Annotated in this window: 14 protein-coding genes; 9 read left to right on the top strand and 5 right to left on the bottom strand. The window is 58.6% G+C overall.

What is annotated here, in order from left to right:
- The first annotated feature begins 267 nt into the window (after positions 1 to 267).
- Positions 268 to 2,469, top strand: coding sequence for a GumC family protein (locus tag V6582_RS13215; RefSeq protein WP_197434466.1), 2,202 nt, complete (start codon positions 268 to 270; stop codon positions 2,467 to 2,469).
- Positions 2,466 to 3,776 (top strand): UDP-phosphate alpha N-acetylglucosaminyltransferase, encoded by a 1,311-nt coding sequence (locus tag V6582_RS13210; protein WP_156633788.1) that lies wholly within the window; start codon positions 2,466 to 2,468, stop codon positions 3,774 to 3,776. Before V6582_RS13215 ends, V6582_RS13210 begins: the two co-directional genes overlap by 4 nt.
- On the opposite strand, the gene V6582_RS13205 is transcribed toward V6582_RS13210, so the two are convergent.
- A complete protein-coding gene (locus V6582_RS13205) occupies positions 3,719 to 4,756 on the bottom strand; it encodes a glycoside hydrolase family 5 protein (protein ID WP_234889817.1) in 1,038 nt (345 codons plus the stop codon). The two genes, V6582_RS13210 and V6582_RS13205, sit on opposite strands and share 58 nt — an antisense overlap.
- A 414-nt stretch (positions 4,757 to 5,170) precedes the next feature.
- Between V6582_RS13205 and purU the strand changes: the two genes are divergently transcribed.
- Together purU and V6582_RS13195 are read left to right on the top strand one after the other, a co-directional pair.
- Entirely contained in the window at positions 5,171 to 6,055 is an 885-nt protein-coding gene (gene purU, locus V6582_RS13200) for a formyltetrahydrofolate deformylase (RefSeq protein ID WP_156633792.1), read from the top strand.
- A gap of 266 nt (positions 6,056 to 6,321) precedes the next feature.
- On the top strand, positions 6,322 to 9,246 hold the full coding sequence (locus V6582_RS13195; protein WP_156633794.1) for an aminotransferase: 2,925 nt from the start codon (positions 6,322 to 6,324) through the stop codon (positions 9,244 to 9,246).
- A gap of 20 nt (positions 9,247 to 9,266) precedes the next feature.
- Here V6582_RS13195 and V6582_RS13190 read toward each other — a convergent pair whose 3' ends face one another.
- Entirely contained in the window at positions 9,267 to 9,503 is a 237-nt protein-coding gene (locus V6582_RS13190; RefSeq protein WP_012654268.1) for an Lrp/AsnC ligand binding domain-containing protein, read from the bottom strand.
- A gap of 182 nt (positions 9,504 to 9,685) precedes the next feature.
- Positions 9,686 to 10,717: a MerR family transcriptional regulator gene (locus V6582_RS13185; protein ID WP_337739368.1), complete on the bottom strand. Its 1,032-nt coding sequence runs from the start codon at positions 10,715 to 10,717 to the stop codon at positions 9,686 to 9,688.
- Positions 10,718 to 10,830: 113 nt separating this feature from the next.
- Between V6582_RS13185 and V6582_RS13180 the strand changes: the two genes are divergently transcribed.
- A complete protein-coding gene (locus V6582_RS13180; protein WP_337739369.1) occupies positions 10,831 to 11,841 on the top strand; it encodes a ligase-associated DNA damage response exonuclease in 1,011 nt (336 codons plus the stop codon).
- On the top strand, positions 11,841 to 13,457 hold the full coding sequence (locus V6582_RS13175) for a cisplatin damage response ATP-dependent DNA ligase (protein WP_156633799.1): 1,617 nt from the start codon (positions 11,841 to 11,843) through the stop codon (positions 13,455 to 13,457). The genes V6582_RS13180 and V6582_RS13175 overlap by 1 nt, the downstream gene beginning before the upstream one ends.
- Before the next feature lie 88 nt (positions 13,458 to 13,545).
- Here the strand turns inward: V6582_RS13175 and V6582_RS13170 are convergent, their stop codons facing one another.
- Entirely contained in the window at positions 13,546 to 13,743 is a 198-nt protein-coding gene (locus V6582_RS13170) for a CsbD family protein (RefSeq protein ID WP_060716888.1), read from the bottom strand.
- Between the two features lie 286 nt (positions 13,744 to 14,029).
- Here V6582_RS13170 and V6582_RS13165 point away from each other — a divergent pair, with 286 nt between their 5' ends.
- The 3 genes from V6582_RS13165 to V6582_RS13155 all read left to right on the top strand — a co-directional run bounded on the left by V6582_RS13165 (position 14,030) and on the right by V6582_RS13155 (position 15,404).
- Positions 14,030 to 14,329, top strand: a complete 300-nt coding sequence (locus tag V6582_RS13165; RefSeq protein ID WP_012654264.1) for a DUF883 family protein — start codon at positions 14,030 to 14,032, stop codon at positions 14,327 to 14,329.
- 3 nt (positions 14,330 to 14,332) lie between these two features.
- Positions 14,333 to 14,767 (top strand): hypothetical protein, encoded by a 435-nt coding sequence (locus V6582_RS13160; RefSeq protein ID WP_156633801.1) that lies wholly within the window; start codon positions 14,333 to 14,335, stop codon positions 14,765 to 14,767.
- A 124-nt stretch (positions 14,768 to 14,891) separates the two neighbouring features.
- Positions 14,892 to 15,404 (top strand): Dps family protein, encoded by a 513-nt coding sequence (locus V6582_RS13155; RefSeq protein WP_070167109.1) that lies wholly within the window; start codon positions 14,892 to 14,894, stop codon positions 15,402 to 15,404.
- Between the two features lie 146 nt (positions 15,405 to 15,550).
- Here the strand turns inward: V6582_RS13155 and V6582_RS13150 are convergent, their stop codons facing one another.
- Positions 15,551 to 15,745 carry a NepR family anti-sigma factor gene (locus V6582_RS13150; protein WP_156633802.1) on the bottom strand — a complete coding sequence of 65 codons (195 nt, stop codon included), beginning with the start codon at positions 15,743 to 15,745 and terminating at the stop codon, positions 15,551 to 15,553.
- Between the last annotated feature and the right edge of the window lie 660 nt (positions 15,746 to 16,405).

The following is a 16,405-nucleotide window of genomic DNA, read 5'->3' as shown; positions in this document are numbered from 1 at the left end:
CACAAACGCGGTAAAGAATCGTGATTAACAGGCCAAATTGTTAGGTATCATTAACCATGGCCTGCCATTTTAGAGTTTGTCAGGGAGAAGTCGAAACCGGTTTTCCCGAACAGACAAACGAACACACGAAAAGCGAGAGCCTGTCTGGTTCAATCTGAAGCTGACAGGCTTTAGGGGTTGGCGAGCGGATTTTCCGCCTCGGAGCAACGGTATGATAATGCCCTCAGAAGGACAGCCGGCTGGAGTTTTCCGGTCCTGGACATGAAAATGGACATCGACATTTTTCAAATCCCCGGGATCTTGCGACGGCGCTGGTATTACCTGGCGTTTTTCGCTGCGCTGTTTGCTGGCCTGGCGCTTCTCTATGCGCTCAGCCTGAAGCCTGTCTATGTGTCTTCAACCCAGATCCTGCTTGATCCGCGCGGTCTGTCGGCCACCAGCAGCGACAGCCGGCAGCCGGCAGCCGCCGTGCAAAGCGACCCGGCCAGCCTCGACAGCCAGATCTATGTCGTCCTGTCCAGCGCCGTGCTGGGGGAAGTGGTCAACCGGCTCGACCTGACGAAAGACCCCTATCTCTATGCGGGACAAACCGGCAGCGCCGCATCCCCCGCCGAGGTCATGGCCGCCACCATCGGCGGGCTGGTCCGGCATGTGAAAGTCGAGCGCGAAGGCCAGTCCTTCATCATGTCGATCACCGTCGAGCACCGTATCGCCAAAACCGCCGCCGACATTGCCAATATGATTGCCACCGTCTACCTGAAACAGGTGGACGAAGCCCGCTCCGATGCAGCGCGCCGGGCCAGCGCCGCCTTCCAGGCGCAGGCCAGTGAATTGCGCGATCGGGTGCTGAAGGCCGAAAGGGCGGTCGAGGAATTCCGCTCTGCCAACGGTCTGGCCAGCACCGGCGTCACCGGGCTGGTGATCGATCAGCAATTGGCCGGGCTGAACCAGCAATTGATCGCGGCACGCGGCGCGGAAGAACAGCAGCAGGCCATTTACCAGCAGACCCGCAATCTTACCGTTGCCGCCGTGGAAAACGGCAATATTCCAGAAGCGGTGCAGTCCACCACGGTCGGACTGCTTCGCGACCGCTATGTCCAGCTACAGGACCGCCAGGCAGAAGCCGCCGCCAATCTCGGCAGCAATCACCCGCAGCTGAAGGCGATCAATTCGCAGGTGGCCAGCATGCGCCAGGCCATCCAGCAGGAGTTGGACCGCGTGCGCCAGTCGATGAAGCTCAACTATGACCGGGCGGTTGCCAACCGCAAGGCGCTGGAAACCCAGCTGCAAAGCCTGACGAAAACCAGCTTCGACAGCGGCGCCCGCCAGATCACCCTGCGCCAGCTGGAAAGCGAAGCCGAAGCCATCCGCACCATTTACAAGGCCTTCCTCAACCGCGCCGAGGAACTGAGCCAGGAACAGACGATCTCTATCAACAATTCCCGCGTTATCACCGAGGCGGTGGCGACAGCGAAATCAGTCACTACTCTCAAGGTGATGATCCTTGCCGCCGCCATGCTGTTTGGTCTCGCCTTCGGCAGCACGCTGGCGGTGGTGCTGGAACTCCTGTCGCGCAAGGATATCGATGCGCCCCGGCAAGACCGCATCGCCCCTGCCGCCGCGACCCCGACTAACAGTGAACCGCTATCAGCGTCGCCTGTTGCGCCAGCACGACATATCGCTTTGATTGCGGACGCAACGGAACCGAAAAAGCCTAGATCCCGCAATCCATTCGGTTTTATCACCGCCTTTGGCCGTCGGCTGGTCTCGCCTCTTGTTCCAGCATCCAACCCGGCAAACACATCACCACCGGCTGCGGGCGGCGCCTGGTCTCATGCGGTTGCCAGTACAGCCGGTTTTCTGATCGAATGCGGTGAAGGCTATGCTTATCTGACCGTTCTGTTTGTTGCAGCAGGCAGACCGGTGGCAAGCGCCTTTATTGGCGATGTGGCGCAGAAGCTGGTTGATCGGGATCGCGGCGTGCTGCTGGCCAATGGCACCATGCTGGACCACCGCATGGCGATCCGCGCGCGCAGAAAAACCAATGCCCGGCCAAGCCTTGCCGAGGCATTGCAGCAGCCCGATCTTGAAGACGCGCCTCTCTCGCACATCCTGCGCTACGAGCGTATCGCCCTGCCCCATAACCAGCCAGCGCGGCCAGCGGCGGGAGCATCGGCCTCCTCCGGTCGCCCCACCTATTCGCGATTTGTCGAGCAAAGCCTTCAGGCGGAAACCGATTTCACCTTGATTAATGCCTGTGGCGCTTGGATCAAAGCCAGCGGCGCCGGGAGCAATGCCGTAGGCGCTGGTGGCGAGCAGCATCTTACTGCCCTTGCCGCCGAAGCCGATGTCATTCTGGTTTTGACCACGGCGCAAGACGAGGCTGCCGCCCTGGATGAACTGCTGATGCGGCTGGGTGAAGACGCGGAACGGGTCGTGGGTCGTATCGTGCTTGAGACCGCCGGATGACGGTGACGGCGCAAACCGGGCCGACCGGCACCGGCGACCGGTCCCTGACGGAGGAGGAGCGCCAAAAACCGGCGTTTCTTCCCGAATGGCTCATTTCGGCGATTGCCTCCTTCGCCGTCATCGGCGGGCTGTTGCTCAATCTGTTTCTCTGCTTCGTCAACACCCGGATCATGCCCGTCAGCGACACCCATGTCATGCTGGGGGAAATGACCACGCTGGGCGCTGCCTTCCTATTAGCGGTCGACCGGCGCCCTGGTCTCTACCTCACCCTGCTGCTGTTCGTCAGCTACATGCTGATGATCTTTGCTTTGCGCGGCGCGCTCGACCTGAAGGCATTGCGCGACATCTTCATCCCCGTCGGGTTCTATTTCATGGGCCGCAGGATTGCCCATGTCGGGCTGGCGGACCGGCTGGTGATCGCCTGTGGCCTGATCGTGCTGACCGTGTCGCTTTACGAATATCTGGCGCTTGAAAGCTATCTCGATTATTTCAATGTGCTCGGCTATTACATCGCCCGCGGCACCGTGACGCTTCAGGAAAGCTTTGGCCAGACGCGGGGTCTGTTCATTTCCGGGCTGCGGCCGGAGCCGCGCACCCTCCTGCCCTTTCTCGGCCAGCACCGGGTGTCCTCGGTGTTTCTGGAACCGGTCTCGGCTGGCAATTTCGGCGTCATCCTCTATGCCTGGGCGCTGTTTCGACCCGCCATGCCGTGGCGGCTGATCGTCATGGCACTGGCCATGACCAGCATTGTTCTGGCCGATGCCCGCTTCGGCTTCTTCACCTGCGTCGCCATTACCCTGTTTCTGCCGCTCTACCGGTTCATCCCGAAAACCGTCTGGCTGGTCGCCCCGTTCCTGCTGCTGGCCGTGATTGCCGCCTATGGGCTGATCGTCGGCGCCGAAGGCGGTGCCAACGATCTGTCAGGCCGGTTGAAAGTGACGGCAGGCATTCTCAACAGCCTGGATTTGCAGGTGGTTCTCGGCGCAAAGACCACCGATGCCTTTACCGCCGATTCCGGCATTTCCTACACGCTGACCAATTTCGGCCTGTTCGGCTTTGTCGGGCTCTGGGCGGCTTTCGTGCTCTCACCGATGAAAGATCCCAGGGCCTGGGCCTTCCGGGGCATGATGGTGATCTATCTTTTGCTGCTGATGTTGATCAGCAATTCCTTCTATTCGATCAAGACCGCCGCCCTGATGTGGTTCCTGATCGGCACCGCCGATGCGGTGGACTGGACCAAAATCCTGGCCTACCGCGACCGCAAGGATGGGCAGTCCCCCGCAGCCGCAGAGAAATCGCGCAAATAAGGGGTCAGACCGGCCAGTTGCGGCCGGTCACCGGACTTGCCCGGCTGGATGTTGAGCATTTCGGTTTCCGGCCACCAGTCACCGGCCACCCAATAGGCCCAACCGACCCAGCGATCCGGGTTGTTCTCCACCACAGCCACCATGTCCTTGATGCCCTTGACGCAGGGCTCTGCGCCCGGCGCGCCGAATTCGCCGAGATAGCCACGCTTGTCATTCTTGCGCAGCCAATCCGTGAAGGCCTCGATGGCGGCGACCGCATCGCCTGCCCGGCTGCATTCATCCTTGGTACCGGAAAAATCCGCGTCGAAATACTGGTGAACCTCATAGGCATAATTATTGCCAGGGTCCTTCACGCCCAGCATGACCTCGCCATTGGCGCCGCCATAGCCGTCGCTCTGCCAGCTATGCGCACCCGTCCAGGACACGCCCGGCACGAGAATGAGATTTTTCGCCCCAACCTCGCGAATGGCGGCAATGGCGGCATTGGCAGCCGGAAGCCATTGGCTGGCTGGCATGTCATAGGGCTCATTCATCAAGCCGAAAACGATGGTCTGGTCATTGGCATAGTGAGCGGCCAGCCGCATCCACAAATCCGCAAAGGCCTCGACAGACACCTCCGGACCATTGATCTGCTTTTGATGATAGACCGCGAAATTATGCGGATCGAGCACCACCCGCAGATGCGCCGCCTTCAGCTGTGCAACGGCTGTATCCAGACGTTTCAGCTCGTCAGCGTCGAAAACATTCTTGAGCTTGGGTTGCAGACGTTCCCATTTAAAGGGAAGGCGCACGGAGTTGAAGCCTTTCTCGGCGAAGTAATGAATGGTCCTGGCACTGGGATAGGTATAGGCCCTGTCCGGCGCGCCACCAATCTCGCCAAATTCCGCTCCAGAAAGATTAACCCCTCGCATACAGGCCTGCCCGGCCCACGCTTGTCCGCTGATGACCGGTGCCACCGAAAGCGTGAGAGCCACAGACATGGTTATGGTCCTTTTCAATACGCTCCTGCGCCTGTCCGTCGTCATCGCTGCCATTTGCTTATCCTCGTTTTTCGTTCTGTCACGCAGGCAGCTTTTATGCTGGCAAACAGCGACTGGAGTTATTTGCGCTGTCATTCGGCGCCCTACCACGACGTTGCGACACAATGCGGCGCACGAAGACGCAATCGGACCGCCCTTTGCCCCGCAAACCCGGCAGTTTCATTCTCATGGACTCTCAGCACTTTTCCTTAAAAGAAAAATAGTTTACTGGATCAGAACCAGAACCCCTGGATTGATCGGGATTGACAATAGATTATGCATCATAAATCAGAAGGCTAACAACCCGCTTCTTCAGGCGGAAGACGCTTTAACGGAAAGAGGCCGTACAAACCGGCCACATCAGAGGAAGACGAGATGACGAGTTATGTCCTGACGGTATCGTGTCCATCCAAGCGCGGCATTGTTGCTGCCCTCTCCGGGTATCTGGCGGAAATGGGATGCAATATCGTCGACAGCTCGCAATTTGACGATCTCGATACCGACCGTTTTTTCATGCGCGTCAGCTTTATTTCCGAACAGGGGGCAAGCCGCGAAAAGATCGAGGCGGGCCTGGCACCCATTATCGATAGTTTCCAGATGGAGACCGGGCTTTATGACTCGACGGAGCGGGTCAAGGTGCTGCTGATGGTCTCGCGCTTCGGCCATTGCCTGAACGACCTGCTGTATCGCTGGAAAATCGGCGCCCTGCCGATCGATATTGTCGGCGTGGTCTCCAACCATTTCGACTACCAGAAAGTGGTGGTCAATCACGATATTCCCTTCCACCACATCAAGGTGACGAAGGACAACAAGCCGCAGGCCGAGGCCCATCTGATGGACCTTGTGCAGCAGACCGGCACCGAACTGATCGTGCTGGCCCGTTATATGCAGGTCCTCTCCGACGCGATGTGCCAGAAGATGTCGGGCAAGATCATCAACATCCACCATTCCTTCCTGCCGAGCTTCAAGGGCGCCAATCCCTACAAGCAGGCCTTCGAGCGCGGCGTGAAGCTGATCGGTGCCACCGCGCATTATGTCACCGCCGATCTCGACGAAGGCCCGATCATCGAGCAGGATGTCGCGCGCGTCACCCACGCCCAGAACGCCGAGGATTACGTGTCGATCGGCCGCGACGTGGAAAGCCAGGTTCTCGCCCGCGCCATCCATGCCCATATTCATCATCGCACCTTCATCAACGGCAACAAGAGCGTGGTTTTTCCGGCCAGCCCCGGCTCCTATGCGTCGGAACGGATGGGATAACCACGCATTTACGGATTGAGCCGGACCGCACGGGAGGCGAAATCGGCTCTTTCCACACCTCAAACGTTTGTTGCCCATGTTATTTTAAGGATGGGCGATGGACGCACAGATTCTCTCTGCTAGAGTTTGTCAGGAAACATGGTTATCGGCTTTCCAATGCGAGAAACCAAAAGAAGACAGACATGAGCTTGCATGATGCAGGCCGGACCGGAGTTCAGACCGGACAGGCCCAGCTCTCAGCCGATTGATTCTGCAGGAGGCAGTCCATGCCAAACACCCTTCTCTTTCAGCGCACCGGGCTTGCGCGGCCTCACGTGACGCTTGAGGCGGCAGTGACCCTGCTGAAAGAGCAGTATGGCCTTGAAGGAACCGTCAAGGAGCTGGGTTCCCAACAGGACCGCAATTTCCGCGTGGATACCGGTGACCGCCGCTTCGTCCTGAAAATCTGCCGCCAGGAGTATGCGAGCGTCGAACTGGAAGCCCAGAATGCGGCCTTGCGGCATCTGGCGCAAATCCCCGAGGCCCCGAAGGCCCCGGAACCGGTACCCTCCCTCAGCGGAGAGGAGATCGTGGCCGTCACGCTTGATGAGGAAAGCTATTACGCCCGCCTGCTGACCTATATCGAGGGCGAATCCCTTAGCCAGCGAAGCTATCTTGCGCCTGCGACCATGCGCGCCATCGGCAGCTTTTGCGCCCGCATGGCGTTGGCACTGACCGATTTCGACCATCCCGGCCTGGAGCGGGACCTGCAATGGGATCTGCGGCGTGCCGGACCGGTCACCTTGCATCTGCTGGCCTCCGTCAGCGAACCTAAACGCCGTGACGATGTCGCCAAGGCGATGATCGTCACCATGCGTCATATCAATCCGTTGCTGGGTGACCTGCGCCTTCAGGCCGTGCATCACGACTTGACCGGCGACAACATCATGGGCGCGCCCGATGCCGCCGGGCGGCTTCTGCCGCAAGCCGTGATCGATTTCGGTGATCTGGTGACAGGCTGGCTGGTGGGAGACCTTGCCGTGACCTGCGCGGCACTCTTGCACCAGGCCGATGGCGATCCCTTCGGTGTCCTGCCGGTCATCCAGGCTTTTCACGCGCTTTATCCGTTGAATGAAGCCGAGATCAAAGCCCTTTGGCCCCTGATCGTCGCGCGTGCCGCCGTGCTGGTGGCCAGCAGCGAGCAGCAATTATCAATCGATCCCGACAATGATTATGTTTCCAGCAATCTGGAACATGAACGGGAAATTTTCACCCTCGCCACCTCCCTGCCCTTCTCGGTCATGGAAGCAGCGATCTTGGCGGCGCTTGGCCAGGAACCACCGGAGGAGCGCCCGGTGCTTGGCCGGCTTCTGCCCGGTATCGATCCGCTCAGCGTGCACCTGACCGACCTGTCCACCCTCAGCCCCGCGCTGATCGAGGACGATTGGGCGGATGCCCAGATCGACTGGAAGCTGCTGGCCAAGGCCGCCGCCGATACCGGCGTTGCCGCAACCCGCTACGGTGAATGCCGCCTTTCCTATACAAGGCTTCTGTCGCCGCGAATGCCCGCGACCTTTGCGCTGCATGTCGATGCCTGCCTGCCAGCGGGAACCGAGGCCGTTGTGCCCTTCGATTGCGTGCTGAAACGCACCAGCCAGCACTTCATCTTGATGGCGCCCGATCTGGCCCTGCATATCCATGGGTTGGAATGCCAGTTTGAAGACGGTACGGAATTGCAGGCGGGAACGCCACTCGGCCGGATCGCCGGCGCGGAAGGGTCCGTGGGCGGGCTGCGATTGCAGCTTTGCCGCGATACCGACCTCGTGCCGCCACTGTTTGCCAGACCCGATCACGCCTATGCGTGGCGGCGCGTCTGCCTGTCGCCCGCCGCCTTGTTCGGCGTCGATCTGGATGCGCCGCTGCCAAGCGGCGAAGCCCTGCTTGCGACCCGCAGCCAGCATTTTGCCAGCCCGCAAAAGCACTATTACGCCCACCCACCGCAGATCGAACGTGGTTTTGGCGAACATCTGTTCGATATGGCGGGCCGCGCCTATCTTGATATGGTCAACAATGTCGCCACCGTCGGCCATGGGCATCCGCGTCTTGCCCATGCCGCCTGGACGCAGTGGTCGCGTCTCAACACCAATTCCCGCTTTCATTACCGCGCCGTTGCCGAATTTTCTGAGCGGCTGGCGAACCTTGCGCCGGAAGGACTGGACACGGTTTTTCTGGTCAATAGCGGCTCGGAAGCCGTGGACCTCGCCATCCGGCTTGCCTGGGCAGCCAGCGGCAAACGCAACCTGGTCAGCCTGAAGGAAGCCTATCACGGCTGGACAATGGCGAGCGACGCGGTCTCCACCTCGATTGCCGATAATCCGCGCGCGCTGGAAACCCGCCCGGACTGGGTATGGCCCGTTACCGCACCCAACAGCTATCGCGGCCCGTATAAGGGACAAGACAGCGCTACCGCCTATGTCGCTGAGGTGGAAAAGACGCTGGAGGACATCGATGCTGGAGGTGCGGGCCTCGCCGGTTTCATCGCAGAAAGCCTGTTTGGCAATGCAGGAGGCATCGCCTTGCCGCCCGGCTATCTCCAGGGCGTCTATCCCTTGATTCGGGCGCGCGGCGGGCTGTGCATCGCCGATGAGGTTCAGGTCGGCTATGGCCGCCTCGGCCATCATTTCTGGGGTTTTGAGCAGCAGGGCGTCATCCCTGATATCATCACCATCGCCAAGGGCATGGGCAATGGCCAACCGCTCGGCGCCGTCATCACCACAAAGGCGATTGCCGATGCCTTCGAGCACGATGGCTATTTCTTCTCATCCTCCGGCGGCAGCCCGGTCAGTTCGGTGATCGGCATGACGGTGCTGGACATCATGCGCGACGAAAACTTGCAGGACAATGCCCGCGATGTCGGCGACTTCCTGCGCGAAAAACTGGAGGATCTGGTTGCCGTCCATCCCCTGGCTGGTGCCGTGCACGGCATGGGGCTTTATCTCGGTCTCGAACTGGTCCGCGACCGCCAGACGCTTGAACCAGCGGCCCAGGAGACCGCTGCAATCTGCGAACGGCTGCTCGACCTCGGCATCATCATGCAGCCGACCGGCGACCATCTCAACGTCCTGAAGATCAAGCCACCGCTCTGCCTGACCTATGAAAGCGCCAGCTTCTTCGTGGCCATGCTGGACAAGGTCCTGACCGAAGGCTGGTAGCGGGCTTCGCCTGATGACGCTTAGAAAGCGGTAAACGTCATTGTCGTCAGCGAGCGGACCACGCCGGGTACGGCCGAAATCTGCTCGTTGACGAATTTGCCGACGTCCTGCCCATCCTCGATATAGACCTTCATCAGCAGATCATATTCACCCGAAGTGGAATAAAGTTCTGAGACGATCTCCGCCTTATAGATCGCGTCGGCCACCTCATAGGTCTTGCCGGGAACACATTGCAGCTGAACGAAAATGGGTTTCATGGAAATAGATCCTGAGATTGCGCGTCGAAAGGTCTGAAAGACCGTGCGGGCAATGCCTGAGAAAACAATGCCACACTGTCTCTATCCGATACCGCAAATACAAGCGGGATGTCACGCTGCAATCGCAGGTCTCGCCTGCGCATGGATGCACAGGCGAACGGCAATCCGCCAGTCAGCAGCATTTACGAATGAGGCCTGAAAGCAACGACACCCCGGCTGCGTGCCCGAACCTCCGGTGAGGCGAGACATGTGGAAAGGGCCTCATAGCCGGGGGCACCGGGATAAGGCGCGACTACGCTTGGGGGGCTGTGGTTGGCGGGGCAAAAAATGATGACTTCGTCCCCCGTCACCGCATCCAGGTCGAGGATCGACGCCGATCGGGTCATAAGAAACAGCGGACGTGACTGGGAGCAGTGATGGCGCAGGTAACCGGTCAACGCCTCCTGCGTGGCGCTATCCAGGCCATCCTCCACCATATCGATAACCAGGCAGGCCGGACCGTGCGCTTCCAGCCCAACCAGAAGGGCCGTCAAGGCATCAGAAGGAACAGCTCCTTCCTCCATAAGCCAAGCCAAGGCCCGCTCAATCCTCTCCCTTAAACAGAGATCGGCATCAAGACGCGCCTTTGCTGCACTGCCCATGTCTTCAAGCCGGTCCAGACCAAGAAATGCTGCATCAGGTAAGGCGGCAGCGATTGCATGGGCAAGCCTGGTCTTGCCGCATCCGAGTGGACCGACAATATAATTGATTGGACGAATATCCAGCAGCTCGAAGCGTTCTCCACCCCACGGCCACGGAAGATCCAGGGCAAGCCGAACGTCGCCACTGCGACGCGACAGACCCACTAATTCGGCAAACGCAGGGACTGTCCCGGCGGCTATATCCTGGCGCAGCGCCCGGATTTTCTCCAGGGCTTGTGCCGTCTGTCGGATGGTCCGTTCAAGCGCGGACTGATGCCGCGCGAAAGCCGGTTCGAGGCATTGCGGATCCCCTTCCATCACACGCTTGACCTCTGCAAGACTGAGGCCAAGGTCTCGCAGGGCAATGATGTCCGTGGCGCGAGCCATTTCGGCGGGACCGTAAGTCCTCCACCCGGCAGCGGTGCGAACCGGCGTTATCAACCCTTTCTGCTCGTAGAGCCGCAGGGCCTTCATGGATACGCCGAGCCGGCGCGCGGCCTCGGAAGCATTCAGATATTGAGCGGAATACGTCACGAATCACCTCGTTCGTTGTTGACCGCCATACGTATGGAAGCGGCCCCAAGGGACAGGTCAAGAGCAAATTCGCTCTACACTTCTGGCGCCTGCCGCCCTATTTTAGCATGATGATCAAGCCCGAGGCCCTGCTTTATCCCACTCCTGCCGGTCTCTATTGTCCGACCGGCGATTTTTATGTCGATCCGGTGCGGCCGGTGGCCCGGGCGCTGATTACGCATGGCCATTCCGACCATGCCCGCGCCGGTCATGAAAAAGTGCTGGCCACCCGGCAGACGCTTGACATCATGGCGTTGCGCTACGGCGCCGACTTTGCAGGATCGTCCCAGGCCATCGATTTTGGCGAAACCATCATGATGGACGGCGTTGCCATTGGTTTTCATCCAGCCGGACACGTTCTGGGGTCGGCGCAGATTTCGATTGAGCGGGCGGGAACCCGCATCGTCGTTTCCGGCGATTACAAACGTCGGCCCGATGCCACCTGTGCGGCTTTCGTACCGGTGCCTTGCGATGTGTTCATCACTGAGGCAACCTTTGCGCTGCCGGTCTTTCACCATCCCGATCCGGCACTGGAAATCGGCAAGCTTTTGCGGTCGCTGGAACAGTTTCCGCAGCGCAGCCATCTGGTTGGGGCCTATGCGCTGGGCAAAGCGCAGCGGGTGATCTCGCTGATCCGTCAAGCGGGCTATGAGAAGCCAATCTATATTCACGGCGCACTCACCAAGCTCTGCGACTATTACCAGAGCCAGGGCATCGAGCTGGGAGAATTGCGCCCCGCAACAGTGGAAAGCGGCGGTTCCAGCCATTTCGAAGGCGCTATCGTCATTGGTCCGCCTTCGGCTTTTGCCGATCGCTGGGCGCGGCGTTTTCACGATCCGCTGGCGATTTTCGCCTCTGGCTGGATGATGGTGCGTCAAAGGGCCAAGCAGCGCGGGGTCGAATTGCCGCTGGTCATTTCCGATCATTGCGACTGGCCTGAGCTGATCGAGACGATCCGCGAATTGCAACCCGGTGCCGTCTGGGTCACGCATGGACGCGAAGAGGCTTTGGTGCGCTGGTGCGAGTTGAACGGTATCGCCGCCAAGCCGCTGCATCTGGTCGGCTATGAAGACGAGGGCGATTGATGCGCGCCTTTGCCACCCTTCTCGACCGCCTCGTCCTGACCCCGAGCCGCAATGCCAAGCTCAAGCTGTTGGCCGATTATTTTGCCGGCGTGCCAGACCCGGACCGGGGCTATGCGCTGGGCGTTCTGGCCGGAACACTTGATCTGAAAACAGTCAAGCCAGCCCTGCTGAAAGAACTGGTGCTGGAGCGGATGGACCCTGTCCTCTTCGGTTATTCCTATGACTATGTCGGCGACCTCGCCGAAACCATTTCGCTGGTCTGGGACCAGGACCGCGGCGAAAAGGCCGAAATGGCCGAACCAAGCCTTGGCGAGGTCGTCGCCCTCATGCAATCGCTTGGCCGCACTCAAGTGCGGGGCGCCGTGCGCGATCTGCTCGACCAACTCGACACGTCAGGCCGTTTCGCCTTTCTCAAACTGGCGACCGGCGGCTTGCGGATCGGGGTTTCGGCACGACTTGCCAAACAGGCGCTGGCCGAAATGTCGGGCAAGGATGTAGGTGATATCGAGACGCTCTGGCATGGGCTGGAGCCGCCCTATGTGAGCCTGTTTGCCTGGCTTGAGGGCGGCGCCGACAAGCCTGTGCTGGCGACGCCGGCGATCTTTCATTCCGTCATGCTGTCCAATCCGGTCGGCAATGGAGATCTGGATGGCCTCGATCCCGCCGATTACGCCGCCGAGTGGAAATGGGACGGTATCCGGGTGCAGCTTTCGCGCCACGGAGACACCTGCCGCCTCTATTCCCGCTCCGGCGACGATATTTCCGGAGCTTTTCCCGATATTATTGCAGCGGCTAATTTCGATGGGGTGATTGATGGCGAATTGCTGGTCGGCGGCACCGCCCGCTCCAACCAGCCAACCCGCAGCTTTTCCGATCTTCAGCAACGTCTGAACCGCAAGAGCGTTACGACGAAAATGCTCAGCGATTATCCGGCCTTCATCCGCGCCTATGATCTGCTGTTTACCGGCGACCAGGATGTGCGAAACCTGGGCTTTGAGGCACGCCGGGGTCTGCTTGCAGAGATTGTCGAAAAAGCGCCCGCCACCCGTTTCGATCTCTCGCCGCTGATTGGTTTTTCCAGTTGGGACGAGCTGGACGCCCTGCGGCACTCACCGCCCGATCCGGTCATCGAAGGGGTGATGATCAAGCGCCGCGATAGCATTTACCAGGCGGGACGCGCCAAGGGGCCGTGGTTCAAGTGGAAAAAACAACCGCTGAACGTCGATGCAGTGCTGATGTATGCCCAGCGCGGCCATGGCAAGCGCTCCAGCTATTATTCCGATTTTACCTTCGGGGTCTGGATGCAGATGCCTGAGGGCGGCGACCAACTGGTGCCAGTGGGCAAGGCCTATTTCGGCTTTACCGACCAGGAGCTGGAAATTCTCGATAAATATGTGCGCAACAACACCATCGACCGGTTCGGCCCTGTGCGCTCGATTCGCGCCGAGCCGGATCATGGTTTCGTGGTAGAGGTGGCCTTTGAAGGGCTGAACCGGTCCACCCGGCACAAATCCGGCGTCGCCATGCGCTTTCCCCGGATTTCACGGCTGCGGAGCGATAAACTTCCCCGTGATGCCGACCGGCTGGAAACGCTGCTGCATATGCTGCCAGCATGATCATAAAAAAGCGGCGCCAGAACCATCATGGTTTCCAGCGCCGCACCCGCAAGACGACATCATGTCGCCAGACTGCGGTTAGGGTATATTAGTGGCGTTTGACCCAATCGTCGATCTCTCGGTCGGCCTCATCCTGGCCTTTTCCATAGAGTTCCTGCAATTTGCCGCTCAATTGTTTGCGATTACCGGCAATAACATCCAGGTCGTCGCCGGTCAGCTTGCCCCATTGCGCCTGGGCCTTGCCCTTGAATTGTTCCCAATTGCCTTCAACACGGTTCCAGTTCATCGCGGTCTCCTCTTCCGATTGGCGATTTCGAGAAGCCCGTGCCGCCGTCAAACATCAGCGGTCCGAGCATGGTAGCATGAGATTAACGTCATGCAACCTTGAAGGTTCCGATTATACCGATGTGGCACGACGGTAGACGACCGTTGACATCATGCCATGCGAGAAGGGTGACCCGAAAATAGTTGAAAAATGGAACCCTTGGGCCTGAGCAACGTTTGTTGATAGAGTTCGCACCGCAGACGGGATAACGGTTTGCGCAGCCTTAAAATCCAGAAGGAGTTCGTCCATGGTCGATATCAATGAAGCCGTTAACGATTTGGAAGCAGAAGCACGGTCCAAGGAACTCGAAGCGCAGATCGAGCAGCTCAAGCAGGACGTTGCTTCGCTGACGAGCACGCTCGCCTCCCTCGGCAGCGCAACATTGCATCAGGTCGGCGACAAGGCATCGGATGCGATCAGCTCCGCACGCAGCAGCGTTTCTGCGCTGGAACAGGATCTGGAAGATAAAATTCGGGCAAAACCGTTGCAGTCGGTGGCGATTGCTGCCGGTCTCGGCTTTATTTTCGCCCTGCTGTCACGGCGCTAATCAATGTTCGGTTTGCTCACACGTCTGACACTGGTGGCCGCAGAAGGCGTGAAGCCCAGGATCGACAAAGCCCGGCGCAACGCTATCGCTGGCGCTATTGCCGGGTTTTGTTTCCTGATTGCCATCGTTGCAGCGATTGTTTCCGGCTGGATTTTCCTGGCGGCTGAGATCGGTGCCGGTCCGGCCGGGCTGGTAATTGCAGGCATCGCGGTGTTGATCGGCCTGATCACCTTAGCGATCGTCTCCATCATCAATCGCCGTGAAGCACGCAGGCGGGCATTTCTTCAAACCGCGACGCTGGCAGCGACCGATCCGCTGACCATGGGGCTGATGGGACGCTTGCCCGGAATGCTGAAGGTCAACCCCATCGTCGGGGTCGCGGCGGTCGGCATGCTTGCCTATCTGTTTGCACGCAGCCAGGGGATCGGCCGTAAGTAACGGCTAAGCCTGTCGCAGTTTGCCTGTCGCAGTTCGTAAGTGCAGTCATACCCTCAACCGACGGCGGAACCCTGTTTCGGCGGGGCTTTTCGTCGCCTTGATTTTTACGGAAAGGACCAAATTCATGGCCAAAGTTGCAGAAGTATTGAAGCCCAGAGCCCGTGACGAAAAAATCAGCATCGGACTTGAAGACGCCTACCGCGAACAGGCCTCCAAGGATCTCTCCAAAATCCTTGCCGCCACCTATGCCCTGACGATCAAGACGCAGGTCTATCACTGGAATGTTGTTGGTCCGCTGTTCAAGCCGATCCACGAACTGACGGAAGAGCATTACAATACGCTGTTTGCCGCCGTCGACATTATTGCTGAGCGTATTCGCGCCCTCGGACATCTTGCCCCGGTCAATTTGCAAAGCAGCAGCAATTTCGCACCAAAGACTGGCGAGACCCAGCATCACGCCGCCATTGACATGGTCAAGGATTTGATCGCCGACCATGAGGCTGCTGTGCGTCAGATGCGCGAGGTCGGTGAGGCTGCCGATGAAGCTGGCGATCTGGTTACATCAGACATGCTGACAGCCCGCCTGACCTTCCACGAAAAGGCATTGTGGATGCTGCGGGCGATTATCGCTTCCTAACAGCATTTTCAGAAAAAGCTGGAACCGGTTTGTCGAGCCGATTTCTCGAAAAGATACGCTTTAACGACAAAAGCGTCATGTGCCTTGCAAAACACATGACGCTTTTTCTATATTTCCCATCACCTAGCGTGCCATGAACACCAGTTTTAGGCTTTATCAGACTTGGACTTCGCCGACTGCTCGGCAGCATCGAGCCTCTCGAGCAGGTCCAGAAAGTGATCCGGGGTCCCCTCCTCGACAAGCTCATCATAATAGGTTTTCAAGCGTGCCGCGATCATGGCATTAGCCTGGCTCTGATGTGCCGGAGCTTTGACGGATTTCGAGGACTTTTTTTCGGACATGATGTCAATGCCTGCGGCCTGGAGAGGGGACTTGGTATATGATACGCATTCTATGAAGAAATAGATCGCAGCAAGAGCAATCCTGATTTTTTGTATCCAAGACAGTTACAAACGAGATAATAACACAATGCCAGGCCTAGTTTCTTGATCTTTGTCAAATAGAGATCCGAACATTCGAACATATAAATCAACTGTATCCGATGCATTGACCCTGAACACCAGAATGAATATCGCTGCTTGTTTAAACCACTGTGGATATCTATAGCAATTCTAGAAATCCAGGGGTTGTTGATCGAATCAAAACCTTTTTGCCCCTACAGACCGAAAAGCGTTCAATGATTTGGGCAGGAAAGCATAGTCGCAGAATTTGCGTCTTGAACTTCGCCGATCGGCTAGCATAAACTCGTGAGCATCATCTGATTTTAACGCCTTCCCCATTCTTTCCCCGGTCTCGCGACAATGGTTTGCCTTGCCCATAAAGACGAAAATCATTGAAGATCACCAGTCATACCCTTTGCTAATATCTCAAGCCTTTGACAGATTTGATATATTGCAATCTCTTCGAAGCGAGGACACATCGGTCTCTTTGCACCGTAATAGAGGTGCAGGTCATGAAGTGGATAGAATGGATCGATATCGACCGGCACCCCGCACGGATCG

The sequence above is a fragment of the Agrobacterium vitis genome (assembly GCF_037039395.1).
GTDB classification, from domain to species: domain Bacteria; phylum Pseudomonadota; class Alphaproteobacteria; order Rhizobiales; family Rhizobiaceae; genus Allorhizobium; species Allorhizobium vitis_E.
This window is presented reverse-complemented; position numbering and strand designations above follow the sequence as displayed.